Annotated in this window: 18 protein-coding genes and 1 pseudogene; 14 read left to right on the forward strand and 5 right to left on the reverse strand. The window is 73.8% G+C overall.

From position 1 onward, the window contains the following. Window positions 1-2: 2 nt before the first annotated feature. Both ACGFS9_RS26285 and ACGFS9_RS26290 read left to right on the forward strand, forming a co-directional pair. A complete protein-coding gene (locus ACGFS9_RS26285; protein WP_393256664.1) occupies window positions 3-989 on the forward strand; it encodes an ABC transporter ATP-binding protein in 987 nt (328 codons plus the stop codon). After that, complete coding sequence (locus tag ACGFS9_RS26290) at window positions 970-2,031, forward strand: ABC transporter ATP-binding protein (RefSeq protein ID WP_393256665.1); 1,062 nt, start codon at window positions 970-972, stop codon at window positions 2,029-2,031. The genes ACGFS9_RS26285 and ACGFS9_RS26290 overlap by 20 nt, the downstream gene beginning before the upstream one ends. Window positions 2,032-2,266: 235 nt before the next feature. Here ACGFS9_RS26290 and ACGFS9_RS26295 read toward each other — a convergent pair whose 3' ends face one another. Continuing rightward, a complete protein-coding gene (locus ACGFS9_RS26295) occupies window positions 2,267-4,393 on the reverse strand; it encodes a prolyl oligopeptidase family serine peptidase (protein ID WP_393256666.1) in 2,127 nt (708 codons plus the stop codon). Window positions 4,394-4,601: 208 nt separating this feature from the next. On the opposite strand from ACGFS9_RS26295, the gene ACGFS9_RS26300 reads away from it, so the two are divergent. After that, entirely contained in the window at window positions 4,602-4,796 is a 195-nt protein-coding gene (locus ACGFS9_RS26300) for a hypothetical protein (protein WP_081219228.1), read from the forward strand. Between the two features lie 13 nt (window positions 4,797-4,809). On the opposite strand, the gene ACGFS9_RS26305 is transcribed toward ACGFS9_RS26300, so the two are convergent. Together ACGFS9_RS26305 and ACGFS9_RS26310 are read right to left on the reverse strand one after the other, a co-directional pair. After that, complete coding sequence (locus tag ACGFS9_RS26305) at window positions 4,810-5,019, reverse strand: DUF397 domain-containing protein (RefSeq protein WP_393256667.1); 210 nt, start codon at window positions 5,017-5,019, stop codon at window positions 4,810-4,812. Further along, entirely contained in the window at window positions 5,016-5,891 is an 876-nt protein-coding gene (locus ACGFS9_RS26310) for a helix-turn-helix domain-containing protein (protein ID WP_393256668.1), read from the reverse strand. The genes ACGFS9_RS26305 and ACGFS9_RS26310 overlap by 4 nt, the downstream gene beginning before the upstream one ends. Before the next feature lie 155 nt (window positions 5,892-6,046). On the opposite strand from ACGFS9_RS26310, the gene ACGFS9_RS26315 reads away from it, so the two are divergent. From ACGFS9_RS26315 to ACGFS9_RS26350, 8 genes are all read left to right on the forward strand, one after another. Then, the gene (locus ACGFS9_RS26315; protein WP_393256669.1) at window positions 6,047-6,529 is read left to right on the forward strand and encodes an ATP-binding protein; all 483 of its coding nucleotides are present in this window, start codon (window positions 6,047-6,049) and stop codon (window positions 6,527-6,529) included. Between the two features lie 181 nt (window positions 6,530-6,710). After that, window positions 6,711-7,595, forward strand: coding sequence for an N-acetyl-1-D-myo-inositol-2-amino-2-deoxy-alpha-D-glucopyranoside deacetylase (gene mshB, locus ACGFS9_RS26320; RefSeq protein WP_393256670.1), 885 nt, complete (start codon window positions 6,711-6,713; stop codon window positions 7,593-7,595). A 46-nt stretch (window positions 7,596-7,641) separates the two neighbouring features. Continuing rightward, the gene (locus ACGFS9_RS26325; RefSeq protein ID WP_393256671.1) at window positions 7,642-8,067 is read left to right on the forward strand and encodes a DUF6113 family protein; all 426 of its coding nucleotides are present in this window, start codon (window positions 7,642-7,644) and stop codon (window positions 8,065-8,067) included. Window positions 8,068-8,227: 160 nt separating this feature from the next. Further along, the gene (locus ACGFS9_RS26330; RefSeq protein ID WP_393256672.1) at window positions 8,228-10,447 is read left to right on the forward strand and encodes a hypothetical protein; all 2,220 of its coding nucleotides are present in this window, start codon (window positions 8,228-8,230) and stop codon (window positions 10,445-10,447) included. 200 nt (window positions 10,448-10,647) lie between these two features. Then, window positions 10,648-11,625: an ABC transporter ATP-binding protein gene (locus tag ACGFS9_RS26335; RefSeq protein ID WP_393256673.1), complete on the forward strand. Its 978-nt coding sequence runs from the start codon at window positions 10,648-10,650 to the stop codon at window positions 11,623-11,625. Further along, window positions 11,622-12,362: an ABC transporter permease gene (locus tag ACGFS9_RS26340; protein WP_393256674.1), complete on the forward strand. Its 741-nt coding sequence runs from the start codon at window positions 11,622-11,624 to the stop codon at window positions 12,360-12,362. Before ACGFS9_RS26335 ends, ACGFS9_RS26340 begins: the two co-directional genes overlap by 4 nt. Window positions 12,363-12,367: 5 nt before the next feature. Beyond that, window positions 12,368-13,591 (forward strand): sensor histidine kinase, encoded by a 1,224-nt coding sequence (locus ACGFS9_RS26345; RefSeq protein ID WP_393256684.1) that lies wholly within the window; start codon window positions 12,368-12,370, stop codon window positions 13,589-13,591. Next, complete coding sequence (locus tag ACGFS9_RS26350; RefSeq protein WP_393256675.1) at window positions 13,588-14,202, forward strand: response regulator; 615 nt, start codon at window positions 13,588-13,590, stop codon at window positions 14,200-14,202. Before ACGFS9_RS26345 ends, ACGFS9_RS26350 begins: the two co-directional genes overlap by 4 nt. Window positions 14,203-14,288: 86 nt before the next feature. On the opposite strand, the gene ACGFS9_RS26355 is transcribed toward ACGFS9_RS26350, so the two are convergent. Continuing rightward, window positions 14,289-15,140: a tetratricopeptide repeat protein gene (locus ACGFS9_RS26355; protein ID WP_393256676.1), complete on the reverse strand. Its 852-nt coding sequence runs from the start codon at window positions 15,138-15,140 to the stop codon at window positions 14,289-14,291. After that, window positions 15,137-16,234: a GNAT family N-acetyltransferase gene (locus ACGFS9_RS26360; protein ID WP_393256677.1), complete on the reverse strand. Its 1,098-nt coding sequence runs from the start codon at window positions 16,232-16,234 to the stop codon at window positions 15,137-15,139. The genes ACGFS9_RS26355 and ACGFS9_RS26360 overlap by 4 nt, the downstream gene beginning before the upstream one ends. A gap of 141 nt (window positions 16,235-16,375) precedes the next feature. On the opposite strand from ACGFS9_RS26360, the gene fdxA reads away from it, so the two are divergent. From fdxA to ACGFS9_RS26375, 3 genes and pseudogenes are all read left to right on the forward strand, one after another. Next, window positions 16,376-16,696, forward strand: a complete 321-nt coding sequence (fdxA, locus tag ACGFS9_RS26365; protein WP_393256678.1) for a ferredoxin — start codon at window positions 16,376-16,378, stop codon at window positions 16,694-16,696. Between the two features lie 218 nt (window positions 16,697-16,914). Continuing rightward, window positions 16,915-18,012, forward strand: coding sequence for a bifunctional succinyldiaminopimelate transaminase/glutamate-prephenate aminotransferase (locus ACGFS9_RS26370; RefSeq protein WP_393256679.1), 1,098 nt, complete (start codon window positions 16,915-16,917; stop codon window positions 18,010-18,012). Then, window positions 17,978-18,149: pseudogene (locus tag ACGFS9_RS26375) on the forward strand (methyltransferase); the annotation flags it as partial. The gene ACGFS9_RS26370 and the pseudogene ACGFS9_RS26375, both read left to right, overlap by 35 nt.

Below are 18,149 nucleotides of genomic sequence, written 5' to 3' on the forward strand. Positions count from 1 at the left end.
ACGTGCTGCTCGAAGTGCGCGACCTGCACGTGGAGTTCCGAACCCGCGACGGCGTCGCCAAGGCCGTCAACGGGGTCGACTACGGCGTCGACAAGGGCGAGACGCTCGCCGTCCTCGGCGAGTCCGGCTCGGGCAAGTCGGTGACCGCCCAGGCCGTGATGGGCATCCTCGACATCCCGCCGGGCAGGATCACCGGCGGTGAGATCCTCTTCCAGGGCCGCGACCTGCTCAAGCTGAAGGAGGACGAGCGGCGCAAGGTCCGCGGCGCCGAGATGGCCATGATCTTCCAGGACGCGCTGTCGTCCCTGAACCCGGTGCTGAGCGTCGGCGACCAGCTCGGCGAGATGTTCGTCGTGCACCGCGGGATGTCCCGCAAGGACGCCCGCGCCAAGGCGGTCGAGCTGATGGACCGGGTGCGCATCCCGGCCGCCGCCGAGCGGGTGCGCGACTACCCGCACCAGTTCTCCGGCGGCATGCGCCAGCGCATCATGATCGCCATGGCGCTGGCCCTGGAACCCGCCCTGATCATCGCCGACGAGCCGACCACGGCGCTCGACGTGACCGTGCAGGCCCAGGTGATGGACCTGCTCGCCGAGCTCCAGCGCGAACTCGGCATGGGGCTCATCCTCATCACCCACGACCTCGGCGTGGTCGCGGACGTCGCCGACCGGATCGCGGTGATGTACGCGGGACGCATCGTCGAGACCGCCCCGGTCCACGACATCTACAAGGCGCCCGCCCACCCCTACACCAAGGGACTGCTGGAATCGATCCCGCGTCTGGACCACAAGGGCCGGGAGCTGTACGCGATCAAGGGGCTGCCGCCCAACCTCATGCACATCCCGCCGGGGTGCGCCTTCAACCCGCGCTGCCCGATGGCCCAGGACATCTGCCGCACCGAGGTGCCGCCGCTCGCCGAGGTCGACGCCGACCGCGGAAGTGCCTGCTTCTTCTGGAGGGAGTGCCTCGATGACACAGACGGCCACTGAACCCCTGCTGGAGGTCAGCGGGCTGGTCAAGCACTTCCCGCTGACCCGGGGCATTGTCTTCAAGAAGCAGGTCGGCGCGGTCAAGGCCGTCGACGGCGTCGACTTCACGCTCGGGCGCGGCGAGACCCTCGGCATCGTCGGCGAGTCCGGCTGCGGCAAGTCGACGGTCGCCAAGATGCTGGTCCACCTGGAGAAGCCCACCGGCGGGACGATCAGGTACAAGGGCGAGGACATCAGCCGGCTGTCCGGCAAGGCGCTCAAGGCGGTCCGCCGCAACATCCAGATGGTGTTCCAGGACCCGTACACCTCGCTCAACCCGCGGATGACCGTCGGCGACATCATCGGGGAGCCCTACGAGATCCATCCCGAGGTGGCGCCGAAGGGCGACCGCAGGAAGCGGGTCCAGGACCTGCTCGACGTGGTCGGGCTGAACCCCGAGTACATCAACCGCTACCCGCACCAGTTCTCCGGGGGCCAGCGCCAGCGCATCGGCATCGCCCGCGGCCTCGCGCTGCGCCCGGAGATCATCGTGGCGGACGAGCCGGTGTCCGCGCTGGACGTCTCCGTGCAGGCCCAGGTCGTCAACCTGCTGGACAAGCTCCAGAGCGAGTTCGACCTCAGCTACGTCTTCATCGCCCACGACCTGTCGATCGTGCGGCACATCTCCGACCGGGTCGGGGTGATGTACCTCGGGCGGATCGTCGAGACCGGGCGGGACGTCGAGATCTACGACCATCCGACGCACCCCTACACCCAGGCGCTGCTGTCCGCCGTGCCGCTTCCGGACCCCGAGGCGCGGGAGCACCGGGAGCGGATCATCCTCGCCGGGGACGTGCCCTCGCCCGCGAACATCCCGTCGGGCTGCCGGTTCCGCACCCGCTGCTGGAAGGCGCAGGAGCGCTGCACCCTGGAGGTCCCGGTGCTCGCGGTGCCGGCCGAGTTCCGTCACGTCGACGGCCCGGCCGCCCACGCCTCGGCCTGCCACTTCGCCGAGGAGAAGCAGGTCGTCCCGCCGGAGGCGCCCTCCGACGGCACGCCATAACCGCACAAAGGCGGAGGAACGTCGTTAACACGCAGGCAACTTGACCGACGCGGTACCGATATACGGACACGCCAAGGTGAACACCGTACGGCCGTGCGGGTGCCGTAGACGAGCCGGGGCGCGCCATGTCGCCCCGGCTCGTCGCCGTGCGACGGCCCGGCGCCGCCCGCGCGGAGGGACGGCGCCGCCCCTCCGCGGCGCGGAGGGTGGCCGTGGCGTCCGGCGGGGCTGCCGCTCAGCTCGCGCCGAGGGAGCGCTTCAGGAAGTCCACCTGGAGCAGCAGCAGGTTCTCCGCCACGGTCTCCTGCGGGGTCATGTGGGTGACGCCCGACAGCGGCAGCACCTCGTGCGGGCGCCCGGCGGCCAGCAGCGCGGAGGACAGCCGCAGGGCGTGCGCCACCACCACGTTGTCGTCCGCGAGCCCGTGCACGATCATCAGCGGCCGGTGCGGCTCGGCGGGCGCGGACAGCCCCTCGTCGGTGACGAGCGAACTCCCCGCGTACGCGGCCGGGTTCGCCGCCGGGTCGCCGAGGTAGCGCTCCGTGTAGTGCGTGTCGTACAGCCGCCAGTCCGCCACCGGAGCGCCCGCGATGCCCGCGTGGAAGACGTCCGGGCGGCGCAGCACGGCCAGCGCCGCGAGCCAGCCGCCGAACGACCAGCCCCGCACCGCCACCCGGGACAGGTCGAGCGGGAACCGCTCCGCCAGTGCGTGCAGCGCCTCCACCTGGTCGTCGAGGGCGAGGGTGAAGTCGTCCCGGATCGCCTTCTCCCAGGCGGGGGACCGGCCCGGGGTGCCCCGGCCGTCCGCGACGACCACCGCGAATCCCTGGTCGGCAAACCACTGGGAGGTCAGGTGGGCGTTGTGCGCGGCGACCACGCGCGGGCCGTGCGGACCGCCGTAGGGGTCCATCAGGACGGGCAGGGGAGTGTCGCCGTCGTAGTCGGCCGGCATCAGCACGGCGCATGGGATTTTCCGTGCGCCCCCCTGGGTGAGTGTCACGCGCGGGGACAAACCGGGATCTTCGGCGTACGAGAGGATGGTCGTCGGCTTCTTCGCGCCGCGCAGCACGCGCACCTGGGTGCCCGGCCGGTCGGGTACCGAGGACACGAGCACGGTCACGCCCCCCGCGCGGACCGCCGAGTGCACGCCGGGCTGTTCCGAGAGGCGCTCGACGCCCAGCTCGTTCACCCGGTACACGTGCACGTCGCCGATCTCGGGCAGGGCCGCCGTCTCGCCCGCCGACGCGGCCACCAGCACGTCGTCGGCCGACACGTCGAGCACGGCCCGGACGTGCAACTGCGAGCCGGTCAGCGGCCGCTCGCCGAACGCGAGGACGCGCGCCCCGCCCTCGTCGGCGATCCGCACGAGCTGTCCGCCGGGGCTCCAGCACGGCACACCGGGGAAAAGATCAAGCCAAACCCGATCTTCGTCCGCGTGCACCATCCGGGTCGACCCGGAGTCCGCGTCCACGGCCAGGAACAGCTGGCTGCGCTGGTCGCGCGCCTGCACCAGGATCAAGGGCGCACCCGCCTCCGACCAGTGCACACGCGCCAGATACGGGTACCGGGCCCGGTCCCAGGAGACCTCCGTGCGCCCCCCGTCCAGCCCGACCACGAAGAGCCGCACGTCCGCGTTCGGGGTCCCCGCCGCCGGGTAGGGCACCCGCCGGGGCTCGTCCTGCGGGCGGGCCGGATCGGCGATCCACCAGTCCTGCACCGGCCCGTCGTCCACCCGGGCGACCAGCAGCCGGTCGCTCTGCGGCGACCACCAGAAACCCCGCGAACGCCCCATCTCCTCCGCGGCGACGAACTCCGCGAGCCCGTAGGAGACCCGGCCCGCCCCGGCCGCCTCCGGCTCCGCGAGGGCCCGGTCGTCCTCGCCCCCGGCCCCCACGACTCGCAGCGCGCCTCGGGCGACGTACGCCACCAGCCGGCCGTCCGGGGACGGCCGCGGGTCGATCACCGGTCCCGGGACCCGGAGTTCCCGCGCCGTCCCGGCCCGCAGCTCCGCCGTGAACAACCGCCCCGAAAGAGTGAAAGAGGCCAGCTCGACGGCCGTGTCCGTGGCATATCCGACGATGCCGGCGCCCCCTTCGCGGCTGCGTTCCCGGCGCGCCCGCTCCGCCGCCGGGAGTCGCTCCTCGGCGCCCGCGAGGAGCGTCGCCGGGTCCGCCGCCGGACGCTCCGCGTTCTCCGCCACGTCGAGCACCCACAGCCGGTTCGCCCGGTCCGTGCCGGACGACGATCGCAGGAACACCACACGGGAACCGTCCGGCGAGACGGTGAACGCCCGGGGTGCCCCGGAGGTGAACCGCTGCGTGCGGGCATGCCGGCGCGGGAAGGGCAGAGGCTCGTTCGTCATGGGCCGACCATATTGGCCATGCGCCCCCTTGTGCGGCCGTGCGCCGATCGATGCGCGCGTACGGATAGTTATGATCACTAGCGCTGCGTGGGTAAGAACCTGCTGGCTGCTGTTCGGACGTACCGACCCCGTGCGAACCCTCGTACGGGGATCTGCATGTCCCCTGTACAACCCCCCTGGTCCCTGGGAACTTTGGAGGTGAGCCGCCGTGGCACTTTCGATTTCGGCGGTGGTGCTGCTGGCGATCATCGTCTTCATCCTGGTGAAGAAGTCAGGACTGAAGGCCGTCCACGCCCTGGTGTGTGTCCTGCTGGGGTTCTATCTCGCCTCGTCGACGATCGCGCCCACGATCAACGACCTGACGACGAACATCGCCGGGATGATCGGGAGCATCAAGTTCTGAGTCGGCGCGCCGGTCAGCGCCCCGCCGCGTACGCCACGAAGTCGGCCCAGGCTCCCGGCGTCAGCCCGAGCCGGGGGCCGGCGGGGTCCTTGGAGTCGCGCACGTGGACGGTGCGGGGCGTTGCGGCGACCTCGACGCAGGAATCACCGTCGGGGCCGCTGCTGTGACTGCTCTTGAACCACGCCGGTTCGCCGGAGTTCCCGTCGGTGGGCTTGCCGATCATGTCTCTCCCAGTAGTTGTTCGACGAGGGCGAGCGACTCCCCGGGTGGGAGGGCCTGGGCCCGGATCGTGCCATAGCGCAGTTCGAGCACGCGGAGCTGTTTCGGATCGGAGGTCGGGCGGCCGTTGAACGCGCCGTCGGAGCGCGCGACCGCCGTTCCGTCCTCGAACTTGAGCACTTCGATCCTGCCGCTCATGCCGGGATGCGCCGCACTGTCCATCGGCATCACCTGAAGCGTGACGTTGTTCAACCGCCCCACCTCCAGCAGGCGTTCGAATTGCTGCCGCCGCACCATTGTCCCTCCGACCCGGCGGCGCAGCGTCGCCTCTTCGAGCACGAAGCCCAGAGCGGGCGCCGGTGAACGCTCGAAGATCGACCGGCGTGCCATCCGCGCCGACACCCGCCGCTCCAGGTCCTCCGCCGAGTAGCTGGGCTGCCACGACTCCAGCAGCGCACGGGCGTGCTCCGGTGTTTGCAGGAGCCCCGCGATGCTGCTGCACTCGTACACGCCGATCTCGACCGCTCGCGCCTCCAGCGAGGCCAGCTCCCGCACCTTCTTCGGGTACCGGACCTTCGCCACGTCCTCCCGCATCGCCGCGAGCAGCCCGCCCGCGCCCAGGACCTCGTCCGCCCTGTCCAGGTACTCGGGGCGGGGAATCCGCCGACCCGCCTCGATCTTGTACACCATGTCCTCGCCGTACCCCACGGACTCGCCGAACTCGGCCGCCCGCATCCCCACCGCCTCGCGCCGCAGCCTCAGCTGCCGCCCGACGGTGGCGACCACGGCGACGCCCCAGTCGTCGTCCGGGTCCACCTCCCACCCGGGTTCGTCCGCCTCGCTCCTGAGCCGTCCCGCGTCGCCGTCCGTCGCCATGCCGCACCCCTCCGCCGTACCGCCGTGCCTCGACGCGCCCTACCCGTACGGCGGTTGTGGACAGCCCGGACACGGCCGGACAAGCCCCGGACAGTCACCGTACGCACCGGCGTCGTCACTGTGCACGGTAGGCGGCAGCCGCCACGCTGAGTGACGTGAACCGAGATTTCGCCGCTCCGGCCGCCCGGCCCACGGGACCCATCAGGAACACCAGCGTGCTGCTGTCGCCCACCCCGCGCGGAGCGCGGCTGGCCCGGCTGCTCGCCACCGAGCAACTCCGCGCCTGGGGGCTCCCCTTGGACCGCGCACCGCACGTCGTGGCCGAGCTGGCGGCCAACGCCGCCACCCACGGCCGGGTCCCGGGACGCGACTTCCGGCTCACGCTCTACGTCGTGGGCGGCACGCTGCGGATCGAGGTCTGCGACACCCGCGGTGACCGGGCTCCGGCCCTGCGGGACCCGGCGGGCGCCGCCGAGTCCGGACGCGGACTCGTCCTCGTCGACGCGCTCGCCGACCGCTGGGGGGCCGTGCCGGGGCCGCCGCCGCGCAAGACGGTGTGGGCCGAGATCGACCTGGCTCCGCACCCCGCCCGCCCGTGCCACGCCGGCGACGGTCCCTCCCGAGGGGCGCGACGGTGAACGGACCCGCCGCCCCCCGCCCCGCCCTCCCATGCCCCGGGCACGCTCACCCGCGCGAGTGAACGTCGCGGGCGGGCTCCCGGGGCCCGGCCGGGAGACCCGTGGCCGGCGCGCGCCGGTGCGTCGCCGGTCCCGCCGCCCGGCCCCGCCGCCGGAGGCCGCCGCCTCGTAGGCTGGCCCCATGACGGAACTGCCCGACCGGCGTCTGCTCCTGGTGCACGCGCATCCGGACGACGAGTCGATCAACAACGGCGCGACCATGGCCCGCTACGCGGCCGAGGGCGCGCACGTGACGCTGGTGACCTGCACCCTCGGCGAGGAGGGCGAGGTCATCCCGCCCGGACTGGCCCACCTCGCCGCCGACCGTGAGGGCGGCCTGGGCGCGTTCCGGGTCGGGGAACTCGCCGCCGCCATGAAGGAGCTGGGCGTCCACGACCACCGCTTCCTGGGCGCCCCGGGGCGGTACCGCGACTCCGGCATGATGGGCGTCGAGCAGAACCACCGGCCCGGTGCCTTCTGGTCCGCCGACCTCGACGAGGCCGCCGACGCTCTGGTGGAGGTGGTCCGCGAGGTCCGTCCCCAGGTCCTCGTCACCTACGACCCGCACGGGGGATACGGCCACCCCGACCACATCCAGGCCCACCGCGTCGCGACGCGCGCCGCCGAGCGGGCCGCCGACCCCGCGCACCGCCCCGATCTCGGGCCCGCCTGGCGGATCGCGAAGACCTACTGGAACCGGATGCCGCGACCGGTCGCCGAGGAGGCCTTCGGCCGGCTGCGGGAGGCGCTCCCCGGGCTGCCCTTCGAGCGGGCCGCCGCCGTGGACGACGTACCCGGCGTGGTCGACGAGGAGGCCGTCACCACCGAGATCGACGGAAGCGCCTTCACCGCCGCCAAGATGGCCGCGATGCGGGCGCACACCACCCAGATCACCGTGGACGGCCCCTGGTTCGCGCTCTCCAACGACCTGGCGCAGCCCCTCTTCACCACCGAGTACTACGAGTTGGCGGGTGCGCCGCGTCCGGCCCGGCGCGAGACGGACCTCTTCGAAGGGATCGACCGGTGACCCGCGAAGGCCGGGCGACGGTGACGGCGCGAGGAACGGAGCGGTGATGAGCACGACGGGACAGCGCGGCGGCGGAAGCATGCTCGCGCAGCCACTGACCCGGCCCTCGGGCGGGCGCATCGCCGCCTACCTGGGCCTCTTCCTGCTCGGCGCGGTCGTCGGGGCCGCGGGGGCGCTGGTCCAGGCCGGCTGGTTCCCGCTGGGGCTGCTGCTCGCGCTCGCCGGTGCCGCCGGACTCTTCCTCGGCGGCTCCCGGGCCACCGCGTCCCGGGCGGGGGCCGTCGCGCCCGCGGCGGGCTGGATGGTCGCCGTCGTCCTGCTCACCGCCAGTCGCCCGGAAGGGGACTTCCTCTTCGGCGCGGGCCTCGGCTCCTACCTCTTCCTGCTCGGAGGCATGGCGGTGGCTGTGATGTGCGCCACCCTCGGCCAGGGGCGGCAACCGGGCGTGCCCCGTGCCCGACTTGGCAAGTGACGTACCACTTCGCCGTATCGGTCAGGTGCGGGTCCCGTGCGAGTTTCGCCATCGGCCGAGGTTTGCGCGCCACACATGGCCAGTATGGTTGTGCGCGCCGCCGAGCTGCCCGAGATGAGGTCGAGGAAACGGGCGGCGGAGCCAACCGGGAGAACCTGCCTTGAGTCGTGAAACTGACAGTTCGTCCTCCGGGCCCAACGGGCGCGGTGGAGCCGCTTACCCGTCGGGGACGCCGCCGTACGGGACCCCCACGGCCTCCGAGAGCGGTGCCGACGCCGGCCGTTCGGCCACCGGTAAGCCGCCGGAGGAGCGCAAGACCGAAACCACGCTGACGACACGGATCCGGATCAACATCCCCGGATCGCGGCCCATCCCGCCCGTGGTCGTCCGCACCCCCGTCGCGGACGCCGAGGCGTCCGCCGAGTCGGGCGAGCGCGCGGACACCGGCGCCACCCGCCCCTCCGGTGGCCCGAGTTCGCCCCCGAGCGCCCCGGCCGCCACCACGGCGCCGTCCGTTCCGGCCCCGGCGCAGCCGCCGGCCGCCGAACAGACCGGCGGGTCCGAGGAGAAGACCAGCGACTGGTTCGCTCCCCGCAAGTCCGGTGCTCCCAAGGGCGGCCAGGGCGGCGGCTCCACCAACGGCGCCGGGATGCCCGGCGCCCCGGCCCCCGCCGGTCCGGCCGGCCAGGGCGCACCCGCGGGCAACCGGCCCGGCAACGGGCGTCCCACCCCGCCGAACGGCGCCGGCCCGCTCGGCGTCACCGGCGGCGTCCGGCCCCCCGGGTCCAACGGCGGCGGCACCAACGGGGCCGGGCTGCCCGGCGCCACCGGCGCCGGACCCGTGGCGCCCGGCCACGGCGGCGGCACCGGGTCCTTCGACGTCTCCGGCGCGCTGCGGGACACCGGCTCGTTCCCCGCGGTCGGCTCGCCGGGAGCCGGCGCGCCGAACGGCGGCGGTGAGCCCCGCCGCGACGACCTGCCCTACTTCACCGAGGGCCGGGGCGGTCCCGCCGGCGCGACCGGCGGCCCGGTCACCGGCGACGGCCCGCTGGTGCCGCCGGCCGGCGCCGGCGCCGCCCCCGGCAGCCTGGCCGCGGGTCCCGCCGGCCCGAACGGGAACCCGAACCACCGGACCGGCACCGGCGACCCGGGCCCGGGATACCCGGGCGGCGGTCTGGGCGGCGGTCTCAGCGACGACACCGCGATCCTCACCCCGCAGAAGCCGGCGCCCGATCCGGGTCCCGGCGGCTACGGCGCCCCCGCGGAGAACGTCTCCGGTCACACGCTGACCAGTGGCATCCCCGTGGTGACCCCCGGCCGGAACTCCCCGTTCGGGTCCGGCGCGCAGTCCGACGGCCCGCTGCCGCACACCCCGCCGAAGCTGCCCGAGCCGGTCCGCCCGGCCCCCGCGGCGGCGCAGCCGGCGAAGAAGAAGGGCCGCAGCAAGCCGGCCCTCCTCGCCGGCCTGGTCGTGGTCCTGGCCGGCGGCGCCTACGGCGCGGGCCTGCTCATGAACCACTCGGACGTGCCCAAGGGCACCACCGTCCTCGGCGTCGACATCGGCGGCGGCACCCGCGACGACGCCGTCCGGATTCTCGACGAGTCCTTCGGCGACCGGACGAACAAGCCGCTCAAGCTGTCCGTCGACGGCGACACCGTCTCCCTCAAGCCCGACCAGGCCGGGCTCCAGCTCGACACCCAGGCCACCGTCCGCTCCGCGGCGGGCAGCGACTACAACCCGATCTCCGTGATCGGCTCGCTGTTCGGCCGGCAGCGGGTGGTCGAGCCCGCCATGCCCGTCGACGAGGAGAAGCTCCAGGCGGCCCTGGAGCGGGCCGCGGGCGGCGCGGGGACGGCGAGCGACGGCACGATCAAGTTCCGGCCGGGCAAGGCCGTTCCGGTGTACGGCAAGCCCGGCAACGGCATCGACGTCAAGCCCTCGATACAGGCCGTCGAGGACGCCTACCGCGCCCAGGTGGAGACCGACACCAGCACGCCGGTGAAGGTCGCCACCACCACCCGTCAGCCGACGGTGTCCAAGGACGCGGTGGACCGCAAGATGGCCACCTTCGCGACGCCCGCCATGTCGGCGAACATCACCGTCCGCACCGACCCGGCCCACGCCATCTCGTTCAGCCCGCAGAACTCCATCTGGAAGTTCCTGAGCGTCCGGCCGGTCAACGGCAAGCTGGTCGAGCACTACGACCTGAACGCGCTCAAGTCGCTGTACGGAGGCGCCTTCGACGGCGTCACCGTCACGAAGGGCGACGGCAGCAAGAAGCCGGTCAGCCCCGAGGACGTGGCCTCCGCCGTCGGCCGGGCCCTGGTCGGCAAGACGGCCGCCGAGCGCATCGTGACCATCCCCACCAACCCCAGCTAGTGCGGTCGGGGCACTAGGACGGGGCGCACGGCGCCGAGGGCGTCCGGCCGGTTCCGTACCGGCCGGACGCCCTCGTTCCGTTTGCGGCCCGGAGCGCCGCGCTGACCCCGCTCGCGGGGCGCCGGCATGACATCTGTCATCCGGGACCCGGGACACGGCGCACTGCCGCCCGCACCCCCGCGGCGGCCACGATGGACCGCATGACAACCACTGCGACCGCGGCGGCCACCACCTCGGTGGCCGCGTTCGCGTCGGTGACCAAGAGCTACGGCGACGTCCGCGCCGTGGACGGCCTGACGCTCGACCTGCACCCCGGCGAGACCGTCGCCCTGCTCGGCCCGAACGGCGCGGGCAAGTCGACCGCGCTGGACCTGCTGCTCGGCCTGAAGAACGCCGACAGCGGCACGGTCCGGGTGTTCGGCACCACCCCGCGGGAGGCGATCGTCGCCGGCCGGGTGGGCGCCATGCTGCAGAGCGGCGGCCTGATGGACGAGGTCACCGTCGGCGAACTGGTCCGGCTCGCCTGCGCCCTCCACCCCCGCCCCCACCGCGTCACCGACGTCCTCGCCCGCGCCGGCGTCTCCCAGATCGCCGACCGCAAGGTCGACAAGCTCTCGGGCGGCCAGGAGCAGCGCGTCCGCTTCGCCCTGGCCACCGCCGGCGACAGCGACCTGATCGTCCTCGACGAGCCCACCACCGGCATGGACGTCACCGCGCGCCAGGCGTTCTGGGCGACCATGCGGGAGGAGGCCGACCAGGGCCGCACCGTCCTCTTCGCCACGCACTACCTGGAGGAGGCCGACGCCATCGCCGACCGCGTCCTCGTCCTGCACCGGGGACGTCTGCTGGCCGACGGCACGGCGGCCGAGATCAAGGCCCGCGCCGGCGCCCGCAGGATCTCCTTCGACCTGGAGGGGGCCGTCGACGAGGCCGCGCTGCGCGCACTGCCCCGGATCACCTCGATCGACGTCTCCGGGCAGACCGTGCGCATCCAGTCCGCCGACGCGGACGCGACCGTGTACGCGCTCTACGGACTCGGCCTCCACCCCCGCAACCTGGAAGTCGCCGGACTCGGGCTGGAACAGGCGTTCGTCGCCATCACCGCCGCCGAGGAAGCCCACCGCGCCGCCGCCGAAGAGGCCGCCCGCACCACCGCCGAGGAGGCGAATTCCCGGTGAACAGCCTGATCAAGCTGGAGATCACCCGCGCCCTGCGCAACCGCAAGTTCCTGTTCTTCTCGGTCGTCTACCCCTCGGCCCTGTTCCTGCTCATCGCCGGCAACGCCGACAGCACCACGAAGGTCGAGGGCACCGGCCTCACCCTGCCGACGTTCTTCATGGTCTCGATGGCCTCCTTCGGCGCGCTGACCGCGGTGCTCATGGGCAACAGCGAGCGCATCGCGAAGGAGCGGGAGAGCGGCTGGGTGCGGCAGCTGCGGCTCACCCCGCTGCCCGGCCGCGGTTACGTCCTCGGCAAGACCGCGAGCGCCGCCGTGATCAGCCTGCCGTCGATCGTCATCGTCTTCGTGGTCGCCGCGGCCGTGAAGGACGTCCGGCTGGACGCCTGGCAGTGGCTCGCCCTCACCGGGGTGATCTGGGCCGGCAGCTTCGTGTTCGCCGCGCTCGGCGTGGCCATCGGCTACCTGGCGAGCGGGGACGCGGTCCGGCCGATCACCATGATCGTCTACTTCGGCCTGTCGATGCTCGGCGGCCTGTGGATTCCCTCGACGACCTTCCCCGGCTGGCTCCAGGACATCGCGAAGTGGCTGCCCACGCACGCGTACGCTGCCCTGGGGCAGGCCGTCGAACTGGGCGAGGCCCCGCACGCGAAGGACATCGCCCTCCTCGTCGCCTTCTTCGCCCTCTTCGCGGGCGGCGCGGCGTGGCTGTACCGGAAGGACACGCTGAAGGCGTGAGCGCCATGACGGAAGACCCGCTGCCCGAGGGGGCCCGCATCGAGGGGCCGGTGCGCACGGGGGAGTCCCCCCGCACCCTGCGCGAGGCCCTGCGCAAGTCGGTGTGGATCGTCATCTGGCTGGTGTTCCTCAGCTCGCCGATCCACGACCTCGCCGCCGGCGACCACTCCACGCCGGCCACCGTGGCCGGCTGGGCCGGTCTGGCGGCCTTCGTCGCGGTCTACCTCACGCTGGTCTTCCGCACCATGGGCGTCGCCGCCTCCCGCCTGCCGGCGGTGTCCCTCATGGTGCTCACCCTCCTCGCGCTCGCCGTGGTCCTCTCCCTCACCCTCGGCCCCGCCTGGCTCGGCCTGTTCGTGTACGTCTCGGTCGCCTGCGGCACGGCGTTCCCGCTGCGGGTCTCGTACTGGACCATCCCGCTCACCGCGGGCGTCATGATGCTCGTGGGCCTGCACGGCGGCGCCGAGGACGCCCGCAGCCTCGTCCTGCTGGTGGTCCTCATCGGCTTCGCGATGACGGGGGTGCGGCAACTGGTCCGCACGACGGTGGAGCTGCGCCGGGCGCGGGCCACCGTCGCCCAGCTCGCCGCGAACGAGGAGCGCCTGCGGCTCGCCCGCGACCTGCACGACCTGCTCGGCCACTCGCTGTCCCTGATCACGCTCAAGAGCGAGCTGGCCGGACGGATGCTGCCCGACCACCCGGAGCGGGCGGCCCGGCAGGTCGCCGACATCGAGCAGGTCAGCCGGCAGGCCCTGGTCGACGTCCGCGCGGCCGTCACCGGCTACCGGCGGCCGAGGCTCGCCGGCGAACTCGCCGGCGCACAGGTGGCGCTGACGGCCGCGGGCGTCGCCGCCGGCCTGCCGGCCGAACCCGACCTGCACGGGGTGTCCGACGAGGGCGAGTCCGCGCTCGCCTGGTCGCTGCGCGAGGCGGTCACCAACGTCGTACGGCACAGCGGCGCCCGCCGCTGCACGGTGGAGCTGGTCCGCCGCCAGACCCTGGACGGGCCCGTCCTCGAACTGTCGGTCGAGGACGACGGTTCGGGCGGTTCCGCCGGCGGTGTCCCCGGCAACGGCCTGACCGGCCTCGCCGAACGCCTGGAGAAGGCGGGCGGTTCGCTGGAGACCGGAGGCGCGCGGCGTGGGTTCCGGCTGGTGGCCCGGGTCCCCCTGACCGGCGGGCGGGGCCCTGGGGGAGCGGCGGAGGACGCCGTAGGATCCGGTGCATGAGCCGCACGATCAAGGTCCTGCTCGCCGAGGACCAGTCGATGGTCCGCGAGGCGCTGGCCGCCCTGCTGGGACTGGAGCCGGACATCGAGGTGGTCGCGCAGGTGGCCCGCGGCGACGAGGTGCTGGCGGCGGCCCGCGCACACGAGGTCGACGTGGCGCTCCTCGACATCGAGATGCCGGGGATGACGGGCATCGAGGCCGCGGCCGAGGTGCACCGCGAACTGCCCGGCGTCAAACTGCTGGTCCTCACCACGTTCGGCCGGCCCGGCTATCTCCGCAGTGCCATGGAGTCCGGCGCCGACGCCTTCCTCGTCAAGGACGCCCCCGCCGCCCAACTCGCCGCCGCCGTACGCAAGGTGCTCGACGGCGAACGCGTCATCGACCCCACCCTGGCGGCCGCCGCGCTCGCCGAGGGCGCCAACCCGCTCACCGGACGCGAACGCGAGGTCCTCCGGGCCGCCGCCGACGGCTCGACCAACGCCGAACTCGCCACCACCCTCCACCTCTCGCAGGGAACGGTCCGCAACTACCTGTCCACCGCCATCCAGAAACTCGCGGTCCGCAACCGCGCGGAGGCGGTGCGGACGGCCCGGGAGAAGGGCTGGCTGTGAGGGCGGCGCCGTGCGATGCGGTGCGGTGCCGGGCGGGGTCGCGGACGACGGGGGACGGCCGGTGACGGGGGCCGTCCCGCCGCCGGTCAGTTGAGCATCGCGCGGGCCGCGAGGGCCTGCCGGCGAACCCGGTCGGCGGCCGGCTCGTCCACCGCCGACACGACATCGGCGTAGGCGTCGAGTTCGGCCGCCCCGCCCAGGAAGTCGCCCCGCTGGACCAGGAGTTGCGCGCGCTCGTGGCGCAGGCGGGCCGGGTGGGACGGCAGCAGCAGGGACAGGTCGAGCGCCCACAGGGCGACGTCGGAGTGCTCGGGACGGGCGGCCGACCAGGCGCGGATGTTGTTGAGGACGCGCAGCACCACGTCCAGCGGGTCGGCGGGGGAGAGCATCGACCGGTCCGGCGGGGCACCGGTCGCGCCCGCCACCAGAAGCTCCGCGTCCGACCCGGTCAGCACCCGCCCCCCGTCGAAGGGGTCCGCGAGCACCTGCTCCTCCGGTGGCCCGAAGCCCACCACGAAATGGCCCGGGAGCGCGACCCCGTGGACCGGTGCGCCGGCCCGCCGGGCGACCTCCGTCCACACCACGGAGAGCAGGATGGGCAGCCCGCGCCGCCGCCGCAGGACCGCGTGCAGCAGGGACGACTCCAGCCGCCGGTAGTCGGCCGGGGAGCCGTGGAAGCCGCAGCGTCCGCCGAGCAGCTCGGCGAGCGCGCTCGCCCAGGCGCGGGGGCCGCCGGGCCGGAACGGCAGCCGCCCGGCCAGGTCGTCCAGCTCGATCTGCGCCGCGTCGATCCCCGCCTCGTCCAGCGCGCCGTCACCGGCGGCGCCCACCAGCAGGCACAGCAGCGCGAGATCGGGGCGCTCGGACCGCGCCTCCTCGGCGAACCGCCGCCGCACCGCGTCGGCGCGCTCCGGTCCCGGTGGCTGAAGGGAGGTCATGGCCGGTCCGTGCCCCTCCGCGCCGATCGGTCCGTCTCGGCGCCGCCCGTCCCACCCGTCGCCGCGCCGCCCGCCGGGCCGGCACCCGGCGCGGCGGCACCGGGCGGCACCCACCGGTAGTGGTGGTAGGCGTGGTGGGAGGTGAAACCGAGCGCCGCGTACAGGGCGCGGGCGGCGGTGTTGTCCCGCTCCACCTGGAGCCAGGCCGCCGAGGCGCCTTCGCCCAGCGCGCGCTCGGCCAGCGCGGACATCACGGCGGTGGCCAGCCCTCGCCGCCGGTGCGCCGGGTCCACCTCGACGGCCGCGAAACCGGCCCAGCGGCCGTCCACGACGCACCGGCCGATCGCGGCGGGCGTCCCGCCCGCCTCGCCCGGCACCGTCGCGAACCACACCGACGGCCCGCTGCCCAGCACCCGCAGCGCCACCTCGTCGGCCCCCCGGCGCCCGTACCGGCCGAGCCAGGCGGTGTCCGCCGACCGGGCGAGCGTCACTCCGGCCGCCTCGCCGTCGGCGAGCGGGGCGAGCGCGCCGGTCCACAGCTCCGCCGTCACCTCGTTCGTCCAGCCGCGCTCCGCCAGCTCCGCGCAGAGCGCCTCCTGCGTGCCCTCGGCGCCCGTGCTGGTCTGGAGGTACGCGGGCAGCCCCCGGGCCGCGTACCAGTCGCGCACCCGCGCCAGCGCCTCGTCCAGCGGCACGCCCGGGTCGCCCAGCGGCAGCACCGAGTTGGCGCGCCGGGTGAAGCCGGCGGCGGCACGCAGCTCCCAGTCGCCGAGCCACTCGCTCTCGACCGGCCGCCAGGCCCGCGCCGCGACCCGCGCCAGCTCCGCGTACGACGCGGCGGGGCCGCGCCGCCGCGCCGGAGCGGACGGCACGACCTTGCCCGCGACCAGCGTCGACTGCGCGATCCGCACCCGCTCGCCGGTCCGTCGTGTGATCAGCAGCACACCGTCGTCCCATGATGTGAGAACACCGACCGTATCGGTGAACTTCTCCACCGTGTCTCCATCGTCCGTCATGCGCCGCACGGATACGCGTTTCCCCACGTCAGCAGGGGTGATACGGACGTCGAGTCGGCCGGAGGCAAAGATTTCCACGGGTCGGTTCACCCCTCCTGTTCGGATCATGCCCAGGAACGGAGATACTAGGGGCGGGCATCGACTACGCCGCGCTCCCGCGCGCCAGGCGGCGGAGCCTGCGAAAGGCCCGCCAGCGCCCTATCGAGGAGGAACGACAGCGTGACCTACGTCATCGCGCAGCCTTGTGTCGACGTCAAGGACAAGGCGTGCATCGAGGAGTGCCCGGTCGACTGCATCTACGAGGGCTCCCGGTCCTTGTACATCCACCCGGACGAATGCGTCGACTGCGGAGCCTGTGAGCCGGTGTGCCCGGTCGAGGCGATCTTCTACGAGGACGACACTCCCGAGGAGTGGAAGGACTACTACAAGGCGAACGTCGAGTTCTTCGACGACCTCGGCTCGCCCGGCGGCGCCAGCAAGCTCGGCCTGATCGAGCGCGACCACGCCTTCATCGCGGGGCTTCCGCCGCAGAACCAGTAGGCGGCCCGCCGGGTCGGCCCCCGGCGGCGGCCGGAGCGGCACCGCCTCGGCCCCGTACGGCCTGATCGCTCCGATCACCGTACGGGGGCGAGGCGTTCGCCTTTTCCGCGACCGTTTCCGCCCTCGGGGTCGGCCCGCGACCCCAGGCCCGCCGCCCGTGCGGGGCGTCCGCGACGCACGGGCGAGGGTCGTACGTACGAGAAAGTGAGCCCGATCCCGTGTCCGCAGTCTCCGACCGGCTTCCCACCTTCCCCTGGGACAAGCTGGAGCCCTACAAGGCGACCGCCGCAGCTCACCCGGGCGGTATCGTCGACCTCTCCGTCGGCACCCCGGTGGACCCGGTGCCCGAGCTGATCCAGAAGGCACTGGTCGCCGCCGCGGACTCGCCCGGCTATCCCACGGTCTGGGGCACGCCCGAGCTGCGGGACGCGCTCACCGGCTGGGTGGAGCGACGGCTCGGCGCCCGCGACGTCACCCACCGCAACGTCCTGCCGATCGTCGGCTCCAAGGAACTCGTCGCCTGGCTGCCCACCCAGCTGGGCCTCGGTCCGGGAGACACGGTGGCCTACCCGCGCCTCGCGTACCCGACCTACGAGGTCGGCGCGCGGCTCGCCCGAGCGGACCACGTGGCGTACGACGACCCGACCGCGCTGGACCCGACGGACCTGAAGCTCCTGTGGCTGAACTCCCCGTCGAACCCGACCGGCAAGGTCCTCTCCGCCGCCGAGCTGGCCCGTACCGTCGCCTGGGCCCGCGAGCACGGCGTCCTCGTCTTCTCCGACGAGTGCTACCTGGAACTGGGCTGGGAGGCCGACCCGGTCTCCGTTCTCCATCCGGACGTCTGCGGCGGCTCCTACGAGGGGATCGTCGCGGTCCACTCGCTCTCCAAGCGGTCCAACCTGGCCGGCTACCGCGCCGCGTTCCTCGCCGGCGACCCCGCCGTCCTCGGCGAGCTGCTCCAGATCCGCAAGCACGGCGGGATGATGACCTCCGCGCCCACCCAGGCGGCCGTGGTCGCCGCGCTCGGCGACGACACGCACGTCCGCGAGCAGCGCGAGCGCTACGCGGCCCGCCGCACGGCCCTGCGCGACGCCCTGGTCCGGCACGGCTTCCGCATCGAGCACAGCGAGGCCAGCCTGTACCTCTGGGCCACCCGCGACGAGTCCTGCTGGGCGACGGTGGCGCACCTGGCCGGGCTGGGCATCCTGGTGGCCCCCGGCGACTTCTACGGCACGGCCGGCGAGTCGTTCGTCCGGGTGGCGCTGACCGCCTCCGACGAGCGGGTGGCCGAGGCGGTGGCCCGCCTCACGGCCTGACCGCCCGCCTGCCCGGCCCCGCGGTGTGCGGGCGCCGGACGCGACGTGACGGGGGTCCTGCGCGACGGCGAGCTGGTCTCCTCCAGCAGCCAGCCGTCCCTGATGGCGGTGATGCTGGTCGAGCTGGCCGTCCGCGA

The organism is Streptomyces sp. NPDC048566 (assembly GCF_043199735.1).
In the GTDB taxonomy this organism is placed as follows: domain Bacteria; phylum Actinomycetota; class Actinomycetes; order Streptomycetales; family Streptomycetaceae; genus Streptomyces.

Bases quoted from the DNA above. Each gene is read 5' to 3' on its own strand.
- ACGFS9_RS26290 (WP_393256665.1), top strand. From the start codon at position 970: ATGACACAGACGGCCACTGAACCCCTGCTGGAGGTCAGCGGGCTGGTC.
- ACGFS9_RS26295 (WP_393256666.1), bottom strand. From the start codon at position 4,393: ATGACGAACGAGCCTCTGCCCTTCCCGCGCCGGCATGCCCGCACGCAG.
- ACGFS9_RS26305 (WP_393256667.1), bottom strand. From the start codon at position 5,019: ATGATCGGCAAGCCCACCGACGGGAACTCCGGCGAACCGGCGTGGTTC.
- ACGFS9_RS26310 (WP_393256668.1), bottom strand. From the start codon at position 5,891: ATGGCGACGGACGGCGACGCGGGACGGCTCAGGAGCGAGGCGGACGAA.
- mshB (WP_393256670.1), top strand. From the start codon at position 6,711: ATGACGGAACTGCCCGACCGGCGTCTGCTCCTGGTGCACGCGCATCCG.
- ACGFS9_RS26325 (WP_393256671.1), top strand. From the start codon at position 7,642: ATGAGCACGACGGGACAGCGCGGCGGCGGAAGCATGCTCGCGCAGCCA.
- ACGFS9_RS26335 (WP_393256673.1), top strand. From the start codon at position 10,648: ATGACAACCACTGCGACCGCGGCGGCCACCACCTCGGTGGCCGCGTTC.
- ACGFS9_RS26345 (WP_393256684.1), top strand. From the start codon at position 12,368: ATGACGGAAGACCCGCTGCCCGAGGGGGCCCGCATCGAGGGGCCGGTG.
- ACGFS9_RS26350 (WP_393256675.1), top strand. From the start codon at position 13,588: ATGAGCCGCACGATCAAGGTCCTGCTCGCCGAGGACCAGTCGATGGTC.
- ACGFS9_RS26355 (WP_393256676.1), bottom strand. From the start codon at position 15,140: ATGACCTCCCTTCAGCCACCGGGACCGGAGCGCGCCGACGCGGTGCGG.